Raw genomic sequence first — 22,661 nt, forward strand, 5'->3', positions numbered from 1 at the left:
CACCCCTCAGAGCCTGCGCCTGTTCTCCAGAGACCGGCTCCAGCGCGAGAGCGCGAAGCAAATCAGCCAGTAGATCGAGCCGGAGAAGACATAGGCCTCCATGTTCATGCCGACCCAGTTGGGATCGGCGAGCGAGGCCTGGGCGATGCCGAGCAGGTCGAGGATCGAGACGACCAGCACCAGCGTCGTGTTCTTGATCAGGGCGATGAACTCGTTGGTCATCGCCGGCAGCGAGATGCGCAGCGCCTGCGGCAGGATGATCAGGCCGGTCGCCTTCCAGTAGTTCAGGCCGAGCGCCGTCGCCGCCTCGCGCTGGCCCTTGGGCAGCGCCTGCAGGCCGCCGCGCACGGCCTCCGCCATATAGGCGGCGATGACGAAGCCGAGCCCGATCACGGCGCGCGCCAGCCGGTCGATTCCGATGCCGCCGGGCAGGATCAGCGGCAGCAGCAGCGAGGCGAGGAAGATCACGGCGATGATCGGCACGCCCCGCCAGAACTCGATGAAGACGATGCTGATCAGCCGGATCACGCGCAATTCCGACTGGCGGCCGAGCGCGAAGAGAATGCCGAGCGGGATCGCGATCAGGCTCGCATAGATCGAGATGAACAGGGTGAGCATCAGCCCGCCCCATTCGCGGGTCTCGATATAGCGCAGCCCGAACCCGCCCGAGAGCAGCCAGATGCCGAGCGGCGGCAGCAGCATGAGCATGGCGATGCCGAGCTTCAGCTTGAGCCGCTGCGGGGCGAAGACGACCGAAGCGATGCCGATGACGAAGGCGATGCCGGCGATATCAACCCGCCAGCGCTGGTCCGGGGGATAGAGCCCGTACATGAACTGGCCGAAGCGCGCGCGGATGAAGACCCAGCAGGCGCCGCCCGGCGCACAGTCCGCCCGCGTCGTGCCCGTCCAGGTCGCATCGATCACCGCCCAGCGGATCAGCGGCACCGCCAGCCAGGCGATGACGAAGGCCAGCACCACGCTGACGAAGCCGGTGAAGGGCGTGCCGAACAGGCGCTCGCGCCAGAGGGAGAGGGACGAGACGCGGTTCATCGCGTCACCAGGGCGATACGGGCGTTGTACCAATTCATGATCGCCGAAACGGCGAGGCCGATGACGAGATAGACGGCGAGCGTCATGGCGATGATCTCGATCGCCTGGCCGGTGTTGTTGAGGGCCGAGCCCATAAACAGGCTGACCACGTCGGGATAGGCGATGGCCGCGCCGAAGGAGGAGTTCTTCAGCACGTTGAGATACTGGTTGGTCAGCGGCGGGATCATCACGCGCAACGCCTGGGGGATGGTGACGAGCCGCAGGATCTGGCCGGAGCGCAATCCGAGAGCCGATCCGGCCTCGGTCTGCCCATGCGAGACGGACTGGATTCCGCCGCGGACGATCTCGGCGATGAAGCCGGCCGTATAGGTGACGAGCGCCGCGAGCAGCGCGACGAATTCGGGGATGACGGCGAAGCCGCCGCGATAGTTGAAGCCGCGCAGCGCCGGGACGTCCCAGCGCGTCGCCAGAGTGGCCCAGACGATAGCCAGCAGCGGCACGGCGAGCAGCAGGGCGAGGCCGACCCGCAAGGTCGGCGCGTGCAGCCCGGTGCGCTCCTGGCGCCGGCGCGCCCAGATCGCGAAGGCCCAGTAGGCGAGGACGCTGACGAGGATTACGAGGCCGGCGACGCGGAAATTCTCAAGCCCGTCCGGCAGCGGGATCGTCACGCCGCGATTGTTCAGGAAGGCGACGCCGAACAGGCTGATGCTCTGGCGCGGTGCCGGCAGGGCGGCGATGATGCCGAAATACCAGAACAGCACGAAGAACAGCAGCGGGATGTTGCGGACGAACTCGATATAGGCCCCGGCGATGGTCGACAGCAGCCAGTGCGTCGACAGCCGGGCAATGCCGACGACGAAGCCGAGCAGCGTCGCCAGCACGATCGCGATCACCGTCACCAGCATGGTGTTGGCGACGCCGACCCAGAATAGGCCGAGGATGTTGTCAGCCTGGGTGTAGCCGGTCAGGACGAAGGGCACCTCGATGCCCGAAGTGCGCCAGAGGAAGTCGAAGCCCGAGGCGATGCCGGCCTTGACCATGTTCTCCGAGGCGTTGCGCACGAAGAACACGGTCATGCCGACGAGGAAGACGACGACCGCGATCTGGTAGATCCAGTCGCGGACGCGCTTGTCGTTGATGATGGACAGGGCTTTCGTCATACGCCTTGCCAGTCAAGAGTTCACGAGCGCGCGGTCATCCCGGGCGCAGCGAAGCGGAGACCCGGGATCCATGCCGGAACGGTCAGGCATGGACCCCGGATCGGCGCCGCTAGAGCGGCTTGTCCGGGATGACGGTGCGTTTCATCCGGTGGAGGAGAGGCTCTTCAAGCCGCTCTCACTGGAAGGGCGGGGTGAAGAGCAGGCCGCCCTTGGTCCAGAGCTGGTTCTGGCCGCGCTCGAGCTTCAGCTGCGAGCCCATGCCGACGGTGCGCTCGTAGCTCTCGCCGTAGTTCCCGACCTGCTTGATCGCATTGTACATCCAGTCGTTCGACAGCCCCATCATGGCGCCGAAGCCACCCTCGGCGCCGAGCAGGCGGCGCACTTCGGTGTTCTTCGAGTTGGCCTTCATCTCGTCGACGTTCTTGGAGGTGACGCCGAGCGCCTCGGCCGCGATCGTGCCGTTCAGCACCCAGCGGACGATGAGCTGCCAGCGCTCGTCGCCCCAGCGCGTCACGGGCCCCTGCGGATCGTTCGAGATCGGCTGGGTCAGGATGACGTGCTCGTCGGGGTTCTTGAGCTTGGCGCGCTGGCCGGCAAGGGCGCCGACGCCGGCGGTATAGGCGTCGCAGCGGCCGGAATCATAGGCGGTGATGGCGTCGTCGTTCTTCTGGAAATTGGTGATGGTGACCTTGAGGTTGCGCTCGCGGAACCAGTCGGCGGCGTTCTTCTCCTCGGTCGAGCCGGCGGCGACGCAGACCGCGGCGCCGTCGAGGCCGGCGGCTTCCTTCACGCCCGTCGACTTGCGGACGACGAAGGTCTGGCCCTCGTAGAAGTTGATGCCCTGGAAGTTGAGCCCGAGCGTCGCATTGCGCGAGAAGGTGATGGTCGAGTTGCGCGAGAGCACGTCGACCTGGCCCGATTGCAGGATCGGCCAGCGCTGCTGCACCGAGGTCGGCGTGTACTTCACCTTGGTGGCATCGCCGAGGACGGCGGCGGCCAGCGCCTTGCAGTAATCGACGTCGAGGCCGCTCCATTCGCCCTTGTCGTTGGCGAAGGAGAAGCCGGGCAGGCCGAGATGCACGCCGCATTCGAGATTGCCGCGCGCCTTGACGGCATCCAGTGTCGGGCTCGGGGCGAGCTGCTGCGCCTGCGCGAACGAAACTCCGGCAGCGAGAACCGCCGCCACGCTCAAAATCCTGATCGTCATATCCGTCTCCCCGAAGCCATTGACGGCTTTCTATGCTGGAGACCGGACTATGCAACAGCCGCACCGAAAGCGATAGCACCCGGAGAACCCGCGATCCGGCGTGGCAGCAAGCACCCTGCCGGACGCTGTCAGGAGGCCCGCGACTCGGCGACGAGCCAGTCCCGGAAGCGCCGCACGGCCGGCTTCTGCAAGGCCTCGGACGTGCCGACGGCGTAATAGGCGAGCTTCGTCGGCCACTGCACGGAAATGGCCTGAACCAACCGCCCATTGCGCAGGTCGTCATCGGCATAGACGTCTCGGACAAGCGCGATCCCCTGCCCGGCAGCAGCGGCCCTGACCAGCAGATGGTCGTCGGAGAAGGACGGCCCCTTCAGCTCGCGCGGCATCTCGACGCCCTGGGCCAGGAGCCAGAGCGGCCAGTCCGCGCGGTCGATGTCGTGCAATAGCGGGAAAGCCAGGCAATCGCCCGGCGACGTGATCGCGCGATGCGCATCCAGCAGCGCGGGGCTTGCCACCACGATGAGCTCCGGTGCCATCAGCCAGGTGGTTTCGAGCCCGGGATAGTCTCCGAGGCCATGGCGGATCGCGAGATCGATCGGCTCCCGCTTCAGATCCACGACGCGGTTGTCGGTCTCCAGCGCGATATCGATCTCGGGATGGAGCCTTGAAAAGCCGGCGAGGCGCGGCACCAGCCAGTTTGCGGCGAAGGAGGCCATCGTCGTGATCGTGACACGGCGCGACGGCGAGGCCGACAGCTCCCGGCTGACCTCCTCGATCCGGCGGAACGGGCCGTCGAGCGTGTCCAGCAGCTTGCGGCCGGCGCTCGTCAGTTCGACGCCGGCCTGCGTCCGCGTGAACAGGCGACGCCCGGCGCCTTCCTCCAGCTCGCGGATGCGCTGGCTGATCGCGCCCGGCGTCAATGCCATCTGCTCGGCCGCATCGCGCATCCGGCCAGAGCGAGCGACGGTGACGAAGGTCTGAAGCAGCGAGAGGCGGATGGTCATGGCATTGTTTAGCACAGCTAAACACCGAAGGTGAAACCATCGTTTGCCGGCGGAGGTGCGTTGCGGAATGGCTAGCGGATCATCCGAGGACAGATCATGGCTCCCGCTCGCTCTCCTTCGCCCTTCCTGCGCTGGCTTCTCGTCGGCTTCGGCTTCCTGGCGCTCGCGATCTCGTTCTCGGCGCGGGCGACGCTCGGGCTGGTGATGCCGCTGCTGATGCGGGATTTCGGCTGGTCGCGCAGCTTCATCTCCGGCGCCGCGGCCGCGACCCTGCTGGTCATGGCGCTGACCGCCCCTTTTGCCGGGCATGCCGCCGACCGCTACGGCGTGCGCGCCACCCTCACCTTCGGCCTGCTGCTGGTCGGCATCGGCTGCCTGCTCGTCGCCTCGACCAATAGCCCGGTCGTCTTCCTGCTCGGCTTCAGCGGGATCGCGGCGATCGGCTTCGGCTTCGTCGCGACCCATGTCGTCTCGACGGCGGTCGCCCGGCTGTTCGACGCGCAGCGCGGGCTCGCCACGGGCATCGCGACATCGGGCGCGACCGGCGGGCAATTCCTGATCGTGCCGCTGGTCGCCGTGCTGCTGGCGACCTTCAGCTGGCGCTGGAGCTTCCTGGCCATCGGCATCGCCTGCCTGGCGCTGGCGCCGCTGTTGTGGTGGACCCTGTCGGCCAAGGACGCTCCAGCCGCGCCGGTGCGTCGACCTGAGTCCCACACGCTATCGACCGATCTGCGCTTCGTGCTGCGCCAGCCGGCCTTCCACATCCTGTTCTGGAGCTTCCTGATCTGCGGCTACACCACGGCCGGCGTGATCGAGACCCATCTCATTCCCTATGCCGCCTATTGCGGCTTCGGCCCGGTCCCGAGCGCGGCGGCCTATGGCATCCTCTCGGCGGTCAATCTCGCCGGCATGATCGGCGCGGGCTGGCTGACCGACCGGATGAACCGCGTCGCGCTGCTCGGCTCGATCTATCTCCTGCGCGCCCTCACCTTCCTGGTGCTGATGCGCGTCGGTGCCGATTACGAGATGCTGGTGACCTTCGCCGTGCTGTTCGGCGCCGTCGACTACGCCACGATACCTGTCACCGCGAGCCTCGCCGCCAGCCATCTCGGGCTGCGCGTGATGGGTCTGACCATGGGCCTGATCTCGGCCGGCCATTCTATCGGCGCCGCGGCCGGCGCCTTCATGGGCGGCTATCTCGTCGACATGAGCGCGCGCTACGACGCGGTCTGGCTCAGCGCCGTCGCCTTGTCGCTGGGCGCCGGCGCGATGGTGTTCCTGATGCGCGAGCAGCCGAAGGCCCGGCCCGTTCCGGCCTGAGCCATAGGGTTCAGTTACCGAACACCGTGTTGAGCTGGCTGCCGACCATGATGAAGGTGGTGCGCTTGGGCACCTCCTTGAGGCTGACCGCGCCGATATAGGTCATCGCCGAGCGCACGCCGCCCATCAGTTCCTGCATCGTGTCCGCGACGGGACCGCGATAGGGCACCTCGACCGTCTTGCCCTCGGATGCCCGGTATTTGGCGACGCCGCCCGAATACTTCTTCATCGCCGTGTCGGAGGACATGCCGTAGAAGGTCATCGCAACCGGCACCTTCTCGCCGTCGTGCTCCTCATAACGGATCTCGCCCTCGCATTCGTCATGGCCGGCGAGCATGCCGCCCATCATCACGAAATCGGCGCCGCCGCCATAGGCCTTGGCAACATCGCCCGGCACGGTCAGGCCGCCATCGCCGCAGACGAGGCCTTTCAGCCCATGGGCCGCATCGGCGCATTCGATGATGGCCGAGAGCTGGGGATAGCCGACGCCGGTCATCTTGCGGGTGGTGCAGACCGAACCCGGCCCGATGCCGACCTTGACGATATCGGCGCCAGCCAGCAGCAGCGCCTCGGTCATATCGCCGGTGACGACGTTGCCGGCCATGATCGCCGCATCCGGAAAGGCGGCGCGCGTCGCCTTCACGGTATCGACGAACTTCTCGGTATAGCCATTGGCGACATCAAGGCAGATCTTCCCGATCGGCGACTGGACATGGACCGCCTTCAGCTTGTCGTGGTCGGCATCGGTGGTGCCGAGCGAATAGAAGGCGTTGGCCGATTCAGGCTCGCGGAAGAAGGCGATCAGCTCCTCGGCGCTGTAGTGCTTGTGCAGGGCGACCATCGCGCCGTGCTTCAGAAGCGCGCGCGCCATCGCCATGGTGCCGACCACGTCCATATTGGCCGCGATCAGCGGGAAGCCTTTCCAATCCTTGCCGGTATGCGGGAAGCGGAAGCTGCGCTCGACATCGACATGGGCGCGGCTGCCGAGCGTCGACCGCTTGGGGCGAATCAGGACGTCGCGAAAGTCGAGCTTCGGATCGTTCTCAATGCGCATGATCTGGCCTCTGGGTGCCGGTTCGGCCGGCTGGCTCGCCGTCGGCGCAATCCCGCGTCGGGGTCCGGCTCAGGCCGAGGCCGGCGGAACGGCGGCGACCCGGGCATTCTTGCGAATGGTATAGAGCGTCGCCCCGATCACGATGGTGGCGCCGATCCAGGTGGTAATCGCCGGAATCTCCGCGAAGAAGACGAAGCCGGTGAAGCTCGCCAGCAGCAAGCGGCTGAAATCGAGCGGCGCCAGCGCCGCCGCCTCGCCGACCTGGTAGGCGCGGGTGATCAGCCACTGCCCGGCGGTGCCGAACAGGCTGAGGATGATGAGCCAGAACCACTGGTTCGGCGTCGGCGGCTGCCACCAAAGCCAGCCCGGCACGGCCAGCAGGGCGATCAGCACGATGCCCTGGTAGAGCAGGATCGTGTCGGTGCGCTCGCTCGAAGCGAGCTTGCGGACGCTGACGGTGATGCCCGCGCCGAAGATGGCGCCGGCGAGCGAGAGCAGCGCATAGGTATCAAGCCCGTCGCTGCTCGGCCGCAGCATGATGAGCACGCCGATGAAGCCGATGATCGTCGCGGCCCAGCGGCGACCGTCGACCGCCTCCTTCAGCACGAGCACGGCGGCGATCGTGACGAACAGCACCTGGCTGAAGCCGATGGCGGTCGCCTGGGCGAGCGGTATCTTCACAACGGCAGTGAAGCCGCAGAGCATGGAGAGCAGCGTGATCACGCTGCGGAAGACCTGCAGGCCGAGCCGCTCGGTGTGCAGCGCCTGCCGCAGGCTGCCGGCCGCGAAGGCGAGCAGGATCGCCGTCATGATCACCTGCCGGATCAGCAGAATCTGCGCCAGCGGGACGGCCTGCCCGACATGCTTGATGCCGGCGACCATCACCGCATAGACCAGCAGGGCCGAGAGCATGAAGACGGAGCCGCGCAGATTCGGGCTCGCGCCGCGCCACCAGTGCCGCAACCGGCGCCGGCGATGGGCGAGCCAGTTGGCTGCCCCCGGCTCCGGCCCATCAGGCACGTCCGAGAAAACGATCGGCTCGCGCGCTTCGATCTGGATATCGGGGCGGGATGCCGGTGAGGCCGCCGGCTCCTGCCAGGCGGGCGCGTCGTCTTCCGAACCTGATCGGCTTTGCCGACCGGTCTGCCGATCCTCGCTCATCGCCCCTCGACCCGGCCGGCATCGAAGACCGGTCCCGCGTTTCGTCCCTTGTGCCAAATCATTGATGAAGCGCGGCATTCCGGCCAATGATAAAGTCACATGACCGGGTTGTGCCGGTGGCGCGACGGAAGCCGAGACTGCATTCCCGGGAACCGCTCGAACGGGTTCTGGGAGGGCGCACGTCGCAGGATCGCGAGGCCGCGCTATGGGCCCTGCGCCGAGCCGTTTCCCCACTCGCGGGCTGGTTGTTCGTGCGACCGACCGAAATGAGCCTGATCCGCGGCCGCCGACGTGAAAGGTCTACCCCGTCGGACTAGGGCCGCTCAGCCCGTCGCAGCGGCGAGGCCGCGCGCCAACCCTTGCGACAGGGCGCTGCGTTGGCCAGCAAGAAAATCCGCGCCATCGATACGCTGCCGATCATCGACACTGATGGTGGCAAGCCGCGCCGCCAGAGCTGCGGCAAAATCCTGCGGAGTGTCGGCCAGCGTGAAATTCGCCGGCAGGTCGGTGAAGCCGCGGCAGGAGAGCGAGGTCGCCACCGCCGGCAGGCCGAGCTGCATGGTCTCGACTGTCTTTAGCTGGACGCCTGTGCCCGCCCGGCTCGCCAGAGCGACGATCCGGCAGGAGCGCAGGAAGGCGGCGGCGCTCGGCACGCGCCCGACGAGCGTGACATTGAGCGGCGTGCGCAGCTCCGGCGGCACGCGCCCGGCGACGGCGATGCGCAGCCCTTCCGGCAGCAAAGGGCAGACCTCGCGCAGGAACCAGTCGAGGCCGACCCGGTTGGGTTCCCAGGTCCAGGTCCCGATCAGGCCGATATCGAAGGCCGGCGGTTCATCGAGCGGAGCGGCCGAGGCTTCGACAGATTCTGCGCCGAGCAGCGGCAGGGCGCTCGATTTGCCCTGATATTCCGGGCCGAGTGCCTCTCGATCTTCTTCCGCCAAGGTCCAGATGAAGCGCGCCTGCCGCCAGAGCCTGCGCTCGATCGCTTCGAGCAGCCTCGCCTCGCGTGCAAAGAGCCAGCGCATCATCGAGCCGCGCGCCGTTTCGGCGTTCTGGCGGGCCGAGACATACTCGATGTTGTGCTCGACCACGATGCAGGGGGCGAGTTGCAGCAACTCGGGAAAGGCGCCAGGCAGCAGCACCGAATTCAGGATGATGGCGTCGAAAGCGCCTTGGGCCCGCACCGCCTCGACAAGTCTGCCGGCGCCGGCCAGCCGGAGCTTGGCGCAGGCGACGGGCAGGCCGGAACGGAGCGCCGACACGAGCCAGCGCAGCCTTGTCGAGGGCGGAACCACGGCATTCTCGATGTCGACCTGCGCGACGACGACCGCCCTCTCCGGATCGGCGGGCGTCTCGCCCGGCCGCAGGAAGCCGATCGCCGTCACCTCGTGGCCCGCCTCGCGCAACGCCGAGAGGATCGCGGCATTGGCGATCTCGAAGCCGGTGTCCGGCCGCGCGACGGGGATGAGGGAAGTGAGGAATGCCAGGCGCAAGGAAAGGCTCGTCTGTCGATGGCCTTCAGTCCTCCCATTGCCCTTGCGGGTCAAGCGTCGTCGCCGGCTATGCTCAACGCCGGCTACCCGGATCTGGCCTTCTTTCCGCAGCCGGACATACCGAACCTTAAGCCGCGACAGCTTAAGGCTGACGGCCATGACGACAGCCGACGACAGGGGCGCAATGGCGGAAAAGGCTTCGCGAACGGATCGCGGGCCGCGTTTCGACACGCCTGAAAGCTTCGCGTTGATTGCGCAGTCACCGCCGGAGGCGCTTGCGGGCGTCGAAAGCGTCATCTGCGTGCCGACCTTCAAACGCCCCGACCTGCTGGAGGCGACCCTGCGCTCGCTGGCCGGCCAGCAGGGCGGGCACGACTTCGCAATTATCGTCGTCGAGAACGAAGGCCTCGAACGGGCCGGCGCCGCGCGGGCGGCCGCGCTGCATGCGGCAGGACTGTTCAAAGGCCTGGTGATCGTCGAGCCGCGGCAGGGCAACTGCAAGGCCTACAACGCCGCCTGGCGCTGCGCGTTGACGCGCTTTCCGGCTCTCGAACAGATCCTCGGTATCGACGATGACGAGGAGGCCGAGCCCGGCTGGCTCGATGCCTTCCTCAAGGCTGCCGCCACCGCCCCTGCCGCGCTGTTCGGCGGTTCGGTCACGCCCGTCTTCGCCGATGCGTCGCGTAGCTGGCTCTCGGCCCATCCCGTCTTTCGCTCGCATTACAGCGTCTCGGGCCCGGTGCCGATGCTCTATTCCAGCGCCAACTATCTGATCCGGCGCGAGGTGCTCGAGCGGCTCGGCTTCCCCTTCCTCGACGAGAGCTTCGATTTCACCGGCGGGGGCGATACGGATTTTTTCACGCGTGCCAAGGCCGCCGGCTTCCGCTTCTGGTGGGTGCAGGAGGCGGCGCAGCGCGAGACGATGCCGGCCCGGCGCAGCGAGTTCGGCTGGGTCGCGGCGCGCGGCTTGCGCAATGGCGCGATCTCCGGCGCGATCGAGCGACGGCAGCATCCCGGCCTTCACGGCCGGTTGCGGGTGCTGGCGAAGTCTCTGGCACTCCTCGGCGCGTCGGTGCCGCGCGGAATCGCCCTCGCCATTCAGACCCGCTCCGGCCTCATCGGCCTTTATCACGCACAGGTCGCGCTCGGCCGGCTGATGTCGGAATTCGGCGTCGCGAACGAGCAGTATCGCAAGCCCGAGAAGAATTGACGCGGGCTCTCCGCGCCATGTGCGCGGCGTTCAAGCCCCGTTGAGCACGATGCCGCGCAGCTTGCCGGCCTGAGCGCCGAATTCCTTGCGCCACTCCTCGATCTGGGCCGGGACCGGCTTGCTCCCGCGGACGACCAGCACGATGTCGTCCGCCGCCTCGGCAAAGCGCCGGCTGAGACCATCCGAACCCAGGCTGCCGCCATCCACAATGATCGGCCCGAAGCGGCGGGCCGTGCCGAACAGTTCGCTCTGGATCGCGCCGGAGAGCGACGAGGGCAGGGCGCCGGCACGAGGCAGGAAGGCCAGGCCCGTGCCCTCGTCCTTCAGGATTGCCCGCGTCAGCGCAAGCCTGCCGCCGAGCACATCGCCGAGGCCGGCCGGGGCATCGGCCGCGAAGACACGGGTCAAGCCCAACGTGCCGTCTCCGGCATCCACGAGCAGCGCCGGCAGGCCGGATTGAGCGGCATCGAGCGCCAGGTTGAGGGCCAGCGTGGTTGTGCCCGCCTGCGGCTGCAGGCCCAGGACGAGAATGCGCCGCTCCCGGCCCTGTCCCGCCCGTGCCAGTTCGGCCCGGATCGCGGCGACCGCCTTGGCGAAGCCGGCCTGCGGCTTGTCGATGACATCGACGAGATGGGCTTGCGACTGAAAGACCGAGCGCAGCTCGACAGGGTCGCGGCGCCAGCGGCGGTGACGAACCGGCGGAATCGAGCCGAGCATCGGTGCTGGTGCTGCCGCCAAGGGAGCCTCGACGCTGGCGGCCGCCGGGCCGCCCTGGATTGCCAGGAGCCGGCGCAGACCTGCCCTGCTCAATGCTCCCGCTTTGGGAGAGGTTGCCGGCTGCGGGTCCGGTGGCGCCGTCGAAGCGGGAGGCGGTGGCGGCGCAGGAGGAACAGGAACAGGCGCTGCTTCCGGCTGCTCCTCGGGCGCGGCCGACACAACAGGACGAGGCGCACGCCGCCAGAACGGCTTGCGCGGCGGGCGCTCGCTCTCCGGGGTCGGCTTGGGTACGGCGAAAAGCGCCAGGCCGAGCGCCAGAACGGCTCCGGCGCCGCCACCGCCGATCAAGCCGATCAGGGCGAGCGTCCGGCGGCTGAGTCCGCTCTTCTCCAGCGGCGGCATCGCCGGGCTGATGACGCGGGCATTGGTGGTGTCGATGCCGCCCAGCTCGCCCGTTTCGCGGGCGCGCCGCAGGAAGGCATCGTAGATCGCGCGCGAGGACTCGACCTCGCGATCGAGCTCGCGCAGCTGCACCGAAGCGCGACTGGCTGCGTATTGGCCGGTCGTCAGCTGGTCGACACGGCGGGCGAACTGGCGCTCGGCTTCGGCGGCACGGTCGTATTCCGCCTTGGCGGCGCGGGCGATACGCGTGAGCTCGTCGGCGATCTGGCGACGAGCGTCGCGGACCTGCGACTGCGCGGCGACCAATGCCGGGTGGCGCGCACCCAGCGAAGCGAGAAGATCGGCTTCCCGCGCGAGCGCAGCTCCGAGCTGGGCACGCAGGGCGGTCATGGTGTTGGAGGCGACGGCCTCGGGAAAAGCACCGGCCTCGACACTGGACGCGCGCGTCGCGGCGATCTGGTCGTATTTGGCCTTCGCTTCCGTCGTCCGCGTCCGGGCCGCGACGAGCTGAGCCGCGTTGAGCGAAAGCTGCTCCTCGCTCAGCGAGCGGCCATTGAGGCCGACGATATTGTTGGCCTCCTTGTATTTCTCGGCCTTCTCCTCGGCAATGCGCAGCCGGTTGCGCAGCTCCTCCAGCCGGCCCGTCAGCGACGCGGTCGCGCGCTGCGCCGCTTCGGAGCGGACGGCGGCCTGGTCTTCGAGATAGGCTTCGGCGAGCGCATTGGCGATCTTCGCGGCTTTGTCGGGATCACTCGCAGTGACGGCGATATCGATGACGAAGGTGCGTTCGCCGCGCCGGACGGTGACGTTCCGGTCGAGCGCCGCGAGCGCATAAAGCACCGCGTTCGGCGAGGGGGCGGTATCGCTGCCGCCCAGCAGACGGGAGAGGAAGCCGCGCGAGGCGCCACCGAAATCGGGATCCCTGTCGAGGCCGAGCCGCTCGACGACGCGCGACTTGATGCTGTCCGAGGCGATCACCCGTGCCTGGCTTTCGAGATAGCCGGTGATCGAGGTCGGATCGCTGCCGACCGAACTGGGCGAGACGTCGTTCTGCAGCACGCGCAGGTCGCGCGGATCGATGAAGAGCTGCGCCGTCGAGACGTATTTCGGCGTCATCAGCAGGCCGGCGACCACGGCAAGCCCGAGGCCGAGCAGGGCCATCAGCAGGATCAGCCCGCGCCGGGTCCATAGCGTCGCCGCGATCCAGGCGGGATCGGCCAGTTTCGCGAACTGCGCAGAGACGGGCGCAGACGGCCGCTCCGGGCGATCCGGTGCCTCCTGTCCTCTGTTTGCGGCGGGCTCGGTCGTGAACATGACGCTACGCTTCACTGTCCCTCATCAGGCCGTCCCGCGCCGATAGCCTTCGAGCACCGCCAGCATCGGCTTTGGCCGATAGTCGGCATCGAGCGGCAAGGGCCGGGCGCGGGCACTGTCCTTGCGCGGGAAGGTCTCGTGAACCCAGGAATAGCGATCGGTCAGACCCCAGGTGACGATCGCCTTCGGCCGCTTCGCCGAACAGATGGCACCGAGGAAGGTCGAGACCAGCGCCGCCGCCGTCTTGTCGCGCTGGCCGGGATCGGGCGGCAGCTTCCAGTCGATCACGTCGAGCTCGGTGATCTCGACATCGAGACCGAGCGCATCGAGATCACGCATGAAGCGCTGCAGCCCGTCCACGTCGATGCCCTTTTCGGCATAAAGATGCGCCTGCATGCCGATGCCGTGCACCGGGATGCCCTTGTCCTTCAGGCGCCGGCAGATATCGAGCGCGACCTTGCGGCGGGCGGCTGCACCCGGCACCGGCTCCTCGAAATGGAAATCATTGAGGACGAGGCGCGCCTTCGGGTCGGTCCGGGCCGCCGTGCGGAAGGCGATGTCGACATGCTCCGGGCCGAGCAGGCGCTGCCAGATCGTGTCGCGATAGGGTTCGCCGGGCTGCGGATCGTATTTGATGACCTCGTTGACCACGTCCCAGGTCGCGATGCGGCCTTTGTAGCGGTCGACGACGATCTCGATGTGGTTGACGAGCTCGCGCTCGGCCTCGGACCGCGTCGTCATCTGCTTGGCCCAGGGCGGCAGGGCCTCTCCCCACAGCAGCGTATGGCCGCGCAGCGATTTCCGATTGGCTTCGGCGAAGGCAACGAGCTCGTCGGCACCTGAGAAGTCGAAGCGCGGCTGATCATGGCGCAGCGCCTCCCACTTCAGGTCGTTCATCGGCACGATCACGTCGCAATAGCGCGTCAGCGCCTCGCGATAGCGCGGGTCCTTGCGAAACGGGTCGATCTCGGCGGCCGAGCCGAGCGGGATCGGCTGTGGTGCAGCCGTTGCCGAGCCGGAGCCGGCCGCGGCGCCGGCGGCGACCAAAGCAGCCGCTCCCTGCAGCGCCATGCGCCGCGTTGGCATCGCTCCAGTCCGGACCACTTCGGTTTCCTGCATGAAAAAGGAACGCCTTCGTTTCGTTTAGGGTCGCGCAACGCCTCTCAGCTAAGAGGGAACCGCTATGCCGCCATAAGAGGGCACGCGCCGGGCCAGCCGCCGCGAGAACGGACCATGCTGCCAGATCGTGCCACCATTTCCGCCTACCTCACCATCCTGAGCGGCTCCGCCGGCCGGCTCACCATCTCCCTTGTCTACTTCCTCATCGTTGCGAATACGTTGACCCTCGGCGAATTCGGATTGTTCGCTGCGGCGTCCTCGACGGGGCTGATCCTGTCGCGCCTGCTCGCCTTCGGATTCATCTCGCCGCTCTATCGCGTCGCGACGGTGAAGCCGCGCCTGCTCGGGGCCTATCTCGCGGGCTTCAGCGCGCTCAGCCTGCTGTCGCTGCCGCTGATCGCCGCTGTCGCCGCCATTGTCTATGCGCTGTTGTTCGCGGACCGGCTCGCCATCCTACCATTCGCGGTCATCATCGTCGCGGAAGTGCTGGGCTGGCGGCCCGTCGAGGTCGTCGCCATCGTCAACAACGGCCTGCGCCGCTTCCGGCAAGCGGCGCTCCTCGTCATCATCGGCTCGGGGCTGCGCACGATCGCGGCGCTGCTCTTCATGGCCTTCGGCCATGCCAGCCTCGAAAGCTGGGTCCTCGCCTATGGCGCCGCGACGATGGCGAGCGCCCTGATCGCGCTGACCGCCTTCCTGCCGGCATCGCGCTGGCGCCTGGTGCGCAGCCTCTATCCGCGCCGCATGGCCGATGCAGTCTACGCGGGTGCGGCCGACATCGTCTTCTACATCCAGGCCGAGCTCGACAAGCTGCTGGTGCTCGGCCTCGCCGGCGAGCGCACCGCCGGGCTCTACGCCATCGCGCTCCGGGTCATCGACCTGACGGCGATGCCGGTGCGCAGCTTCACCCAGATGCTGGTGCAGAAGATCATGACGGATCGCGGGCTCGGCGGCCTCAGGCGGCTCGCCTGCTTCGAGATCGGCATTGCGCTGATCTCGATCGGCGGCTTCATGGCGGTCATCGTCGCGCTCAAGCCTTTCCCGGGGCTGCTCGGCCGCAATGTCTCCGAAGCCGCCTATCTGTTCGCGCCGATGCTGCTTGTCCCGGCCTTCCGCAATCTCGTCGAGTACCATGCCGAGCTGCTCTATGCGCGGGAGCGGACCGGCTCGCGTACCGCGCTTTTGTGCCTGCTGACCGCGCTGAAGGCCGCGCTGATCTCGGCCGTGATGTCGCGCTTTGCCGAAGGCGAGGCCTGGGCCGGCTGGATGAACCTCGTCTTCGGGCTGGTCTATCTCGTCTCGGCCGGCTTCACCTACGGGCTGCTCGCTCGGGCCGGGCGGCCTGCGTCACGCTGAGGCCTGCAGCTCGAACAGCGCGCGGATCCGGTCGAGCGGCTGGCCGATGAAGGACTGTATGCCGATCGCGACCTGCCAGGGCTCGAGCACCTCCTCGAAGGAACCGAGCCGGTCGAAGCCTTCCATATCCTCGTTCAACCAGTAGACCTTGCAGAGCTCGCGGGCATCCGGCCAGTGCCCGGCCGCTTCCAGCCCGAGCACGCGTTCGACGTAGTAGCCGTAGATCAGGTACTCGGAGAACTGGCGGTCACGCGCGATGGCGCTGACCCAGTCGCGGCCGCTCTCGCGCTCGATCCTGGCCAGCAGCGACAATACATGCTCGCGGCGCCAGCTCACGAGATTGTTGATGTAGTCTGGTCCCGGATAGCTGGGCCGGCCGAGACCGAGCGGAGTTGCGGCGTTCTCGCACCATGGCCGATGGCGCGCCATGTCGGCGGTGATGGCGTCCGGCTTGCGGTAGAGGCGGATGGCCCCGTCTTTCTCAAGGCTCTCGAGCTCGAAGGGCCTGACGAAGAGCATGTCGGAATCGGCGAAGAGGATGACGTCCTCGCTGCAGGCCTTGGCGACGGCGAACTTGCGCAATTGCTGCGCGTGCCAGCCGCGCAGCGGCGGCAGGCCGCGAGCCGCGGCGCCGAGCCCCGTCCAGATCCGCCGCTTGCCGAAGCTCAGCGGATCGGGAAAGGGCTTCAGCCAGCGCGGCAGCAATTGGGATTCGGGCAGGATACGCCGGCGCGGCCCTTCGAGATCGCGAAAAAGCGGGACGTCACGATCTTCCACCAGCAGGTAGTGGACGGCCTGGCCGCTGACGAAACGATCGATGCTGGCGCAGAGCAGCCGGCAGCGGTCGAGATCGCCCCGATAGCTCGGCGTCGCCAAGGCGAATGTAGTGATCACTCCGGCGAACTCACCCGCTGCGCCTGCCGCCGGTCGCATATTGCCACAGCATGCGCGTCAGGAAGGCCGGATTGCCCAGCACATAGCGGCGCCAGAGCCGGCGCGGCTCGAGCCAGAGACGGTAGGCCCATTCGAGGCGCGCCTTGCGCGCCAGATCGGGCGCCCGCGACACCTCGCCGGCGAAAAAGTCGAACAGCGCGCCGACGCCCGCCGCTGCAGCGCAATGCTGCGGCCCGAGCTTCTCGGCGATGAAACGCTCCTGCAGGGGATTGCCCATGGCGACGAGCAACATGTCGGGCCGCTCGGCCTTCAGCCGGTCGAGAAGCTGCTTTTCCTCAGCCGGCGCGTAGAAGCCGTGCGAGAGGGCGCTGAAGCGATGGTTCGGATAGCGTTGCGAGAGCTGCGCGACGGCCCGGTTTGCGACACCGGGCTTGCCCCCCAACAGCGCGATCCGCATCGGGCGCTGCTGTCCGGCAAAGAAGGCCGGGAAGAAATCGGTGCCGTTGAGATTGGCCGGGAAAGGCTCCCCGTAAAGCATCCAGCTGCCGATATCGACGCCGATGCCGTCCGCCAGCACGAGAAAGGTCGAGAGGCTGCGCTGCAGGGCGACGTCATTCGCGGCGACGTTGACCAGATTGGCGTTGCAGAAGGCGAGCTTGATGTGGCCCCCCGTGGCGATTGCGTCGGCAAGCTCGGCGATCGCCGCTTCGCGATCCATCACGGCGATGCCAACGCCACCGATATCGCGCTTGGCGTAGCCCGAGCGTTTGCGGTCGGCGGCTTCCCTGGCGATCGTGATGGAGACGGTTGCGGGCACGAAGCTGTCGATCCCCTGGCACTTGTTGGCGCTTGATGACATCAATGTCATGGCCGTTCCAAGGCACGGGTCAAGGCAAAGTCCGGCGAAAGGTGAACGGCACCTTCCCCAAATCCGCGGGTTCGCGTTAACGGCAAAACTCTTGCAGAAACAATGCGTTGTTCCGAAGCGGCACGAATTGCTCCCTCGGACTTCGGCCATGCCTGCTTCCCGCCCCTCGGGCCGTTCCACTGCGGGACGCGATGCCATCGACCGTCCCGATCCGGGACGGATTCGACGTGGCGCTCGGCACCGATTTTCTGCCGTCGTCCTTAACGCCGCGCATGGCTGGTCTGCACAAATGTCCGAAACGAACGCGCCCTCTGGCCGGTACCGATCGGCGCGGCTAGGCTTGTCCGAACGACACAGGGAGGCTGAGGGGCATGAACCAAATCGATTTAAAGAACCGCGTCGCCGTCGTGACGGGCGGGGCGCAAGGGATCGGCCGGGCCGTTGCCGAGCGTTTCGCCGCAAGCGGCGCGACCGTCGCGATCTGGGACCTGGACGGAACGCTGGCCGAGAAGGCCGCCGCGGAGATCGGCCATGGCGCGATCGGCCTTGCGGTCGACGTCACCGATGCCGATGCCGTCCAGAAGGCGAGCGATGCGCTTGAAGCCAGGCATGGCAGCGTCGACATCCTCGTCACCAGCGCCGGCATCGCCGGACCCAACCACAAGACCTGGGATTATCCGCTCGAAGACTGGGCGCGCGTGATGCGGCTCAATCTCGACGGCACGCTGCATTGCTGCCGGGCGGTCATTCCCGGCATGCTCAAGCGCAATTACGGCCGTATCGTCCTGGTCGCCTCGATCGCCGGCAAGGAGGGCAATCCCAACGCCTCGGCCTATTCGGCTTCGAAGGCCGCGGTGATCGCGCTGACCAAGTCGCTCGGCAAGGAGCTGGCCGACAAGGACATCGCCGTGAACTGCATCACGCCGGCCGCGGCCCGCACCCGCATCTTCGACCAGATGAGCGAGGAGCATATCGGCTACATGCTGGCGAAGATCCCGCGCGGGCGCTTCCTGCTGCCGGACGAGGTCGCCTCGATGGTCGCCTTCCTGGCGTCGGCCGAGAACAGCTTCACCACGGCGGGCGTGTTCGACCTGTCGGGCGGGCGCGCGACCTACTGAAACCAGCGGGAAGCGCCGCCACCAATGCCGCCTGAGACAAGCAGCTTGGCGAAAATGCCGGTCGCAGTTTCGCCAGCCCTGCTCTAACCTTTCGCTGATGACGCAGATGCTTCCCTCCGCCGCCGTCCTCGGCGCCCGCGCCTTTGCCGCGCTCGCCGGCCTCAACCGCTTCAGCGACGAGCCGGGCAAGCTGACGAGGCTGTACCTCTCGCCGGCGCACCGGCAGGCGGCGGAATGGGTCAAGGGCGCGATGGAAGTGGCGGGGCTGAGCGCCTTCATCGACGCCGCCGGCTCGGTGCAGGGGCGGCGCGAAGGCACGGTGCCGGGAGCTCCGATCGTGCTGATCGGCTCGCATATCGACACGGTGAAGGACGGCGGGCGCTTCGACGGCAATCTCGGCGTCGTCGCCGGCATCCTCGCGGTCCAAGCCCTGCGCGATGCCGGGATCAGCCTGCCCTTCGCGATCGAGGTCGTGGCCTTCGGCGACGAGGAGAACGTGCGCTTCCCGACGCATCTGTCGACCTCCGAGGCGCTGGCGGGCGCCTATGATCCGGCCTGGCTCGACGCACGCGACAGCGAGGGCGTGAAGCTCGGCGATGCGCTGCTCGCCTTCGGGGGAGACCCCGGCGGCATCGCGGCTCTCGCCCGCAAGCCCGGCTCGATCCAGGCCTATCTCGAAGTCCATATCGAGCAGGGGCCCGTGCTGGAGGCCGAGAACGAGCCGGTCGGCATCGTCACCGCCATCAACGCCCAGAGCCGGGCGCGGGTGCGCGTCACCGGCGAAGCTGGCCATGCCGGCACCGTGCCGATGGCGCTGCGCAAGGATGCCCTCACCGCCGCCGCCGAGATGGCATTGGCGCTGGAGCAGATCGCGACCGGGCACGAGCTGGCGGTCGGCACGGTCGGTGTGCTCAGGCCTGAGCCCGGCGCGACCAATGTCGTACCCGGCGCCGCCGAATTCACCATCGACTACCGTGCGCCGAAGAACGAGACGCTGGCCGCGATGGAGACCGAGATCCGCAGCCGCTTCGCGGAGATCGCCACGCGTCGCGGCGTCGGGCTCGAGATCGTGCCCTATGCCAAGGCCGCTGCCGTCCCGATGGATCCGCGCCTGCAGGACGCCTTCACCGCCGGCATCGTCCGCAGCGGCACCAACATCGCCGGCCGCCGTCTGCCGTCCGGCGCCGGGCATGACGCCATGACCATGGCGGCGATCGCGCCAGCCGCGATGCTCTTCGTGCGCAACGAGAAGGGCATCAGCCATTCGCCATTGGAGAACATGAGCGAGGCCGATGCCGGCATCGCGATCAAGGTTCTGCTCGAAACGATTCTGGAACTTGCCGGACGGTCGAAGTAGAAGAATTCCAGCCGCGACACCGCGCACCATTCCGCGACGCGTCCGAAAGCCTTAGGAGAGGCGCGCCGCAGGAGGCTGGCAATGGATTTCGAGAATTTCTTCCGCCGCGAACTGGACGGGCTGCACCGCGAGGGCCGCTACCGCGTCTTCGCCGATCTGGAGCGTCAGGCCGGCCGCTTCCCCATCGCGACCTATCATGGCGAGGGCGGCCCGCGCGACGTCACCGTCTGGTGCTCGAACGACTATCTCGGCATGGGTCAGCACCCGAAAGTGCTCGCGGCAATGCATGAGGCGCTCGACGGCAGCGGCGCGGGCGCCGGTGGCACCCGCAACATCGGCGGCACCAATCACTACCACGTCCTGCTGGAGCGCGAGCTCGCCGACCTGCACGGCAAGGAAGCGGCGCTGCTATTCAACTCCGGCTACATGTCGAACTGGGCGTCGCTGTCGACGCTCGCCGCGCGCATCCCCGGCTGCGTCATCCTGACCGATGCGCTCAATCACGCCTCGATGATCGAAGGCATCCGCCATTCGCGTGTCGAGAAGCTGATCTTCGCCCATAACGACCCCGCAGACCTGCGCCGCAAGCTGGCCGCGCTCGATCCGAACAGGCCGAAGCTGATCGCCTTCGAGTCGGTCTACTCGATGGATGGCGACATCGCGCCGATCCGGGAATTCTGCGACATCGCCGATGAATTCGGCGCGATGACCTATATCGACGAGGTCCATGCCGTGGGGCTCTACGGCCCGCGCGGCGGCGGCATCTCCGAGCGCGAAGGCCTGACCGACCGGCTGACGCTGATCCAGGGCACGCTGGCGAAGTCCTTCGGTGTGATCGGCGGCTATATCACCGGCTCGGCCGCGCTCTGCGATTTCATCCGCAGCTTCGCCTCCGGCTTCATCTTCTCGAGCTCGCTGCCGCCGGCCGTGGCGGCGGGCGCGATCGCGGCGATCCGGCATCTTAAGGAAAGCGCGGTGGAGCGCGAACGCCAGCAGGACCGCGTCGTGGCGCTACGCCGAAAGCTGGATGCCGCCGGTATCCCGCATCTCGGCAATCCCAGCCATATCGTGCCGGTGATGGTCGGCGAGGCGAAGGCCTGCAAGGCGATCAGCGACGAGCTGCTGGCGCGCTTCGACATCTATGTCCAGCCGATCAACTACCCGACCGTGCCGCGCGGCACCGAGCGCCTGCGGATCACGCCCTCGCCCTTCCACTCCGACGCCGATATCGACCGGCTGGTGGCGGCGCTGGGCGCGATCTGGCTGCGGGATGGGCTGAAGCGAGCGGCGTAACGCTGTCGAGGCGTCATTCTCGGGCGCAGCGAAGCGCAGACCCGAGAATCTCAGGACAAGAACGCGCCGGGAGCCTTCTCCGGCATGAGATGCTCGGGCCGAGCCCGAGCGTGCCGCGTCACGCCTTCAGAGATTGAAGACGCGGTGGGGGACGAATTCGCCGTTCTCGACCGAGCCGGTCGCGACCAGCGTTCCGCCGCAGGTGGCGTAGGCAGCCTGCGCCTCCACCGGCGCTCCGGCGCCCCGCAGCAAGGCGCTCTGGCCGCGCTTGATACGGGCAGCCGCGTCGCGATGCATCACGATTTCCGGGATCAGCGTCAGGGCGGCCTTGACCGGCAGCAGCGCCTCGAGCGCACGCTCCGGGCTTTCGCGCAGGGTTTCCACCCCGGCCGCATCCTCGATCGCGAAGGGGCCGACGCGGGTGCGGCGCAGATGCGCGACATGGCCGAGGCAGCCAAGCGCGAGGCCGAGATCGCGGGCGATGGCGCGGACATAGGTGCCCTTGCCGCATTCGGCCTCGAAGGTGGTGGTGGCACCGTCATGGCTGACGATGGAGAGTGCATCGATCTCGACCGGACGGGCTTCGAGCTGGACCTCCTCGCCGTCGCGGGCGAGGTCGTAGGCGCGCTCGCCGGCGATCTTGATCGCGGAGAACTTCGGCGGCGTCTGCAGGATCGTGCCGGTGAAGCGCGGCAGTAGGGCCGCGATGGCGGCTTCGTCAGGACGCAGCTCGGAGGTCGCGATGACCTTGCCCTCGGTGTCGTCGGTGTCGGTCTGCGTGCCCCAGGCGACGGTGAACTGATAGGCCTTGCGCCCGTCCATGACGAAGGGAACGGTCTTGGTCGCCTCGCCGAGCGCGATCGGCAGCAGGCCGGACGCCAGCGGATCGAGCGTGCCGGCATGGCCGGCCTTCTTGGCGGAAAAGGCGCGCTTGACCACCGCGACCGCATGGGTCGAGGTCATGCCGACCGGCTTGTCGAGCACCACCCAGCCATGGATGTCGCGCTTCTTGGGGCGCGGGGCCGGGCTGCCCTCCCGGCTCTCGGTGGCTTCGGGGGTACTCTCAGTTGTCATGGTCACGGTCGTCGTCTTCTTGGTCCTGGTCGATCTTCAGGCGCTGGCGCAGCGTGTCGCGGCGGACCTCCTCGGTGTCGAGCAGCGCATCGATGCGCTCGGCTTCCGCGAAGCTCTCATCGGCGCGGAAGCGGACATCCGGCGCATATTTCAGGTTCACGCGATGGGCGATCTCGCCGCGGATATAGCGCTTGTGGCCTTCGAGCGCCTTGAGCACCGGCTTAACATCCTGCCCACCGAGCGGCATGATATAGGCCGTGGCGAGCTTGAGATCAGGCGAGAGGCGCACCTCCGGCACGGTGACGACGTATTTCGCCAGCACATCGTCGTGAATATCGCCGCGCGAGAGCATGTCGGCCAGCGCGTGCCTGATCAGTTCGCCGACGCGCAGCTGCCGCTGGGACGGACCGGATGTCTTGATGGGTTTTGCCATGGTTCTCGTTCTCCGGGATCGGACCGGACGGACGGTTGAACGTCATGGCCGGGCCTC

19 protein-coding genes are annotated in these 22,661 nt (G+C 67.6%); 6 read left to right on the forward strand and 13 right to left on the reverse strand.

Going from position 1 to position 22,661, the window contains the following annotated elements; translation table 11 throughout:
- Positions 1-6 precede the first annotated feature (6 nt).
- The 4 genes from AC2FAN_RS24120 to AC2FAN_RS24135 all read right to left on the reverse strand — a co-directional run bounded on the left by AC2FAN_RS24120 (position 7) and on the right by AC2FAN_RS24135 (position 4,421).
- Complete coding sequence (locus AC2FAN_RS24120; protein ID WP_485176649.1) at positions 7-1,050, reverse strand: amino acid ABC transporter permease; 1,044 nt, start codon at positions 1,048-1,050, stop codon at positions 7-9.
- The gene (locus AC2FAN_RS24125) at positions 1,047-2,210 is read right to left on the reverse strand and encodes an amino acid ABC transporter permease (RefSeq protein WP_265050988.1); all 1,164 of its coding nucleotides are present in this window, start codon (positions 2,208-2,210) and stop codon (positions 1,047-1,049) included. The genes AC2FAN_RS24120 and AC2FAN_RS24125 overlap by 4 nt, the downstream gene beginning before the upstream one ends.
- A gap of 175 nt (positions 2,211-2,385) precedes the next feature.
- Positions 2,386-3,417 carry an amino acid ABC transporter substrate-binding protein gene (locus AC2FAN_RS24130; protein WP_485176650.1) on the reverse strand — a complete coding sequence of 344 codons (1,032 nt, stop codon included), beginning with the start codon at positions 3,415-3,417 and terminating at the stop codon, positions 2,386-2,388.
- 128 nt (positions 3,418-3,545) lie between these two features.
- Positions 3,546-4,421 carry a LysR substrate-binding domain-containing protein gene (locus tag AC2FAN_RS24135; RefSeq protein WP_485176651.1) on the reverse strand — a complete coding sequence of 292 codons (876 nt, stop codon included), beginning with the start codon at positions 4,419-4,421 and terminating at the stop codon, positions 3,546-3,548.
- Positions 4,422-4,517: 96 nt separating this feature from the next.
- On the opposite strand from AC2FAN_RS24135, the gene AC2FAN_RS24140 reads away from it, so the two are divergent.
- Entirely contained in the window at positions 4,518-5,741 is a 1,224-nt protein-coding gene (locus AC2FAN_RS24140) for an MFS transporter (RefSeq protein ID WP_485176652.1), read from the forward strand.
- Positions 5,742-5,751: 10 nt separating this feature from the next.
- Here AC2FAN_RS24140 and AC2FAN_RS24145 read toward each other — a convergent pair whose 3' ends face one another.
- The 3 genes from AC2FAN_RS24145 to AC2FAN_RS24155 all read right to left on the reverse strand — a co-directional run bounded on the left by AC2FAN_RS24145 (position 5,752) and on the right by AC2FAN_RS24155 (position 9,449).
- On the reverse strand, positions 5,752-6,795 hold the full coding sequence (locus AC2FAN_RS24145; RefSeq protein ID WP_485176653.1) for a GMP reductase: 1,044 nt from the start codon (positions 6,793-6,795) through the stop codon (positions 5,752-5,754).
- Between the two features lie 69 nt (positions 6,796-6,864).
- Positions 6,865-7,956: a DMT family transporter gene (locus tag AC2FAN_RS24150; protein ID WP_485176654.1), complete on the reverse strand. Its 1,092-nt coding sequence runs from the start codon at positions 7,954-7,956 to the stop codon at positions 6,865-6,867.
- Positions 7,957-8,279: 323 nt separating this feature from the next.
- The gene (locus AC2FAN_RS24155; protein WP_485176655.1) at positions 8,280-9,449 is read right to left on the reverse strand and encodes a glycosyltransferase; all 1,170 of its coding nucleotides are present in this window, start codon (positions 9,447-9,449) and stop codon (positions 8,280-8,282) included.
- Positions 9,450-9,606: 157 nt separating this feature from the next.
- On the opposite strand from AC2FAN_RS24155, the gene AC2FAN_RS24160 reads away from it, so the two are divergent.
- Entirely contained in the window at positions 9,607-10,659 is a 1,053-nt protein-coding gene (locus tag AC2FAN_RS24160) for a glycosyltransferase family 2 protein (protein ID WP_485176656.1), read from the forward strand.
- Between the two features lie 30 nt (positions 10,660-10,689).
- Here the strand turns inward: AC2FAN_RS24160 and AC2FAN_RS24165 are convergent, their stop codons facing one another.
- Positions 10,690-13,092, reverse strand: coding sequence for an exopolysaccharide transport family protein (locus AC2FAN_RS24165; protein WP_485176657.1), 2,403 nt, complete (start codon positions 13,090-13,092; stop codon positions 10,690-10,692).
- 24 nt (positions 13,093-13,116) lie between these two features.
- Positions 13,117-14,178 carry an endo-1,4-beta-xylanase gene (locus AC2FAN_RS24170; RefSeq protein WP_485176658.1) on the reverse strand — a complete coding sequence of 354 codons (1,062 nt, stop codon included), beginning with the start codon at positions 14,176-14,178 and terminating at the stop codon, positions 13,117-13,119.
- A 147-nt stretch (positions 14,179-14,325) separates the two neighbouring features.
- Between AC2FAN_RS24170 and AC2FAN_RS24175 the strand changes: the two genes are divergently transcribed.
- The gene (locus AC2FAN_RS24175; protein WP_485176659.1) at positions 14,326-15,567 is read left to right on the forward strand and encodes a lipopolysaccharide biosynthesis protein; all 1,242 of its coding nucleotides are present in this window, start codon (positions 14,326-14,328) and stop codon (positions 15,565-15,567) included.
- On the opposite strand, the gene AC2FAN_RS24180 is transcribed toward AC2FAN_RS24175, so the two are convergent.
- Both AC2FAN_RS24180 and AC2FAN_RS24185 read right to left on the reverse strand, forming a co-directional pair.
- Positions 15,559-16,461, reverse strand: coding sequence for a DUF6492 family protein (locus tag AC2FAN_RS24180; RefSeq protein ID WP_485176660.1), 903 nt, complete (start codon positions 16,459-16,461; stop codon positions 15,559-15,561). The genes AC2FAN_RS24175 and AC2FAN_RS24180 overlap by 9 nt on opposite strands.
- 10 nt (positions 16,462-16,471) lie before the next feature.
- Positions 16,472-17,329 carry a WecB/TagA/CpsF family glycosyltransferase gene (locus AC2FAN_RS24185; RefSeq protein ID WP_485176661.1) on the reverse strand — a complete coding sequence of 286 codons (858 nt, stop codon included), beginning with the start codon at positions 17,327-17,329 and terminating at the stop codon, positions 16,472-16,474.
- A 371-nt stretch (positions 17,330-17,700) separates the two neighbouring features.
- Here AC2FAN_RS24185 and AC2FAN_RS24190 point away from each other — a divergent pair, with 371 nt between their 5' ends.
- The 3 genes from AC2FAN_RS24190 (at position 17,701) to hemA (ending at position 21,097) form a co-directional block, all read left to right on the forward strand.
- A complete protein-coding gene (locus tag AC2FAN_RS24190; protein ID WP_485176662.1) occupies positions 17,701-18,447 on the forward strand; it encodes an SDR family NAD(P)-dependent oxidoreductase in 747 nt (248 codons plus the stop codon).
- Between the two features lie 106 nt (positions 18,448-18,553).
- A complete protein-coding gene (locus AC2FAN_RS24195; protein ID WP_485176664.1) occupies positions 18,554-19,804 on the forward strand; it encodes an allantoate amidohydrolase in 1,251 nt (416 codons plus the stop codon).
- 81 nt (positions 19,805-19,885) lie between these two features.
- Positions 19,886-21,097 (forward strand): 5-aminolevulinate synthase, encoded by a 1,212-nt coding sequence (gene hemA / locus AC2FAN_RS24200; RefSeq protein ID WP_485176665.1) that lies wholly within the window; start codon positions 19,886-19,888, stop codon positions 21,095-21,097.
- A gap of 126 nt (positions 21,098-21,223) precedes the next feature.
- On the opposite strand, the gene truB is transcribed toward hemA, so the two are convergent.
- Together truB and rbfA are read right to left on the reverse strand one after the other, a co-directional pair.
- Complete coding sequence (gene truB / locus AC2FAN_RS24205) at positions 21,224-22,171, reverse strand: tRNA pseudouridine(55) synthase TruB (RefSeq protein ID WP_265054953.1); 948 nt, start codon at positions 22,169-22,171, stop codon at positions 21,224-21,226.
- Positions 22,161-22,604: a 30S ribosome-binding factor RbfA gene (gene rbfA / locus AC2FAN_RS24210; protein ID WP_265050972.1), complete on the reverse strand. Its 444-nt coding sequence runs from the start codon at positions 22,602-22,604 to the stop codon at positions 22,161-22,163. The genes truB and rbfA overlap by 11 nt, the downstream gene beginning before the upstream one ends.
- Positions 22,605-22,661: the final 57 nt, after the last annotated feature.

It is taken from the genome of Allobosea sp. RIT-PG3_2, assembly GCF_057321085.1.

What these genes read in the sequence shown, in the direction of transcription:
- AC2FAN_RS24120 (WP_485176649.1), bottom strand. Translation starts at nt 1,050, where the DNA reads ATGAACCGCGTCTCGTCCCTCTCCCTCTGGCGCGAGCGCCTGTTCGGC.
- AC2FAN_RS24125 (WP_265050988.1), bottom strand. Translation starts at nt 2,210, where the DNA reads ATGACGAAAGCCCTGTCCATCATCAACGACAAGCGCGTCCGCGACTGG.
- AC2FAN_RS24130 (WP_485176650.1), bottom strand. Translation starts at nt 3,417, where the DNA reads ATGACGATCAGGATTTTGAGCGTGGCGGCGGTTCTCGCTGCCGGAGTT.
- AC2FAN_RS24135 (WP_485176651.1), bottom strand. Translation starts at nt 4,421, where the DNA reads ATGACCATCCGCCTCTCGCTGCTTCAGACCTTCGTCACCGTCGCTCGC.
- AC2FAN_RS24140 (WP_485176652.1), top strand. Translation starts at nt 4,518, where the DNA reads ATGGCTCCCGCTCGCTCTCCTTCGCCCTTCCTGCGCTGGCTTCTCGTC.
- AC2FAN_RS24145 (WP_485176653.1), bottom strand. Translation starts at nt 6,795, where the DNA reads ATGCGCATTGAGAACGATCCGAAGCTCGACTTTCGCGACGTCCTGATT.
- AC2FAN_RS24150 (WP_485176654.1), bottom strand. Translation starts at nt 7,956, where the DNA reads ATGAGCGAGGATCGGCAGACCGGTCGGCAAAGCCGATCAGGTTCGGAA.
- AC2FAN_RS24160 (WP_485176656.1), top strand. Translation starts at nt 9,607, where the DNA reads ATGACGACAGCCGACGACAGGGGCGCAATGGCGGAAAAGGCTTCGCGA.
- AC2FAN_RS24165 (WP_485176657.1), bottom strand. Translation starts at nt 13,092, where the DNA reads ATGTTCACGACCGAGCCCGCCGCAAACAGAGGACAGGAGGCACCGGAT.
- AC2FAN_RS24170 (WP_485176658.1), bottom strand. Translation starts at nt 14,178, where the DNA reads ATGCCAACGCGGCGCATGGCGCTGCAGGGAGCGGCTGCTTTGGTCGCC.
- AC2FAN_RS24175 (WP_485176659.1), top strand. Translation starts at nt 14,326, where the DNA reads ATGCTGCCAGATCGTGCCACCATTTCCGCCTACCTCACCATCCTGAGC.
- AC2FAN_RS24185 (WP_485176661.1), bottom strand. Translation starts at nt 17,329, where the DNA reads ATGACATTGATGTCATCAAGCGCCAACAAGTGCCAGGGGATCGACAGC.
- AC2FAN_RS24190 (WP_485176662.1), top strand. Translation starts at nt 17,701, where the DNA reads ATGAACCAAATCGATTTAAAGAACCGCGTCGCCGTCGTGACGGGCGGG.
- AC2FAN_RS24195 (WP_485176664.1), top strand. Translation starts at nt 18,554, where the DNA reads ATGCTTCCCTCCGCCGCCGTCCTCGGCGCCCGCGCCTTTGCCGCGCTC.
- hemA (WP_485176665.1), top strand. Translation starts at nt 19,886, where the DNA reads ATGGATTTCGAGAATTTCTTCCGCCGCGAACTGGACGGGCTGCACCGC.
- truB (WP_265054953.1), bottom strand. Translation starts at nt 22,171, where the DNA reads ATGACAACTGAGAGTACCCCCGAAGCCACCGAGAGCCGGGAGGGCAGC.
- rbfA (WP_265050972.1), bottom strand. Translation starts at nt 22,604, where the DNA reads ATGGCAAAACCCATCAAGACATCCGGTCCGTCCCAGCGGCAGCTGCGC.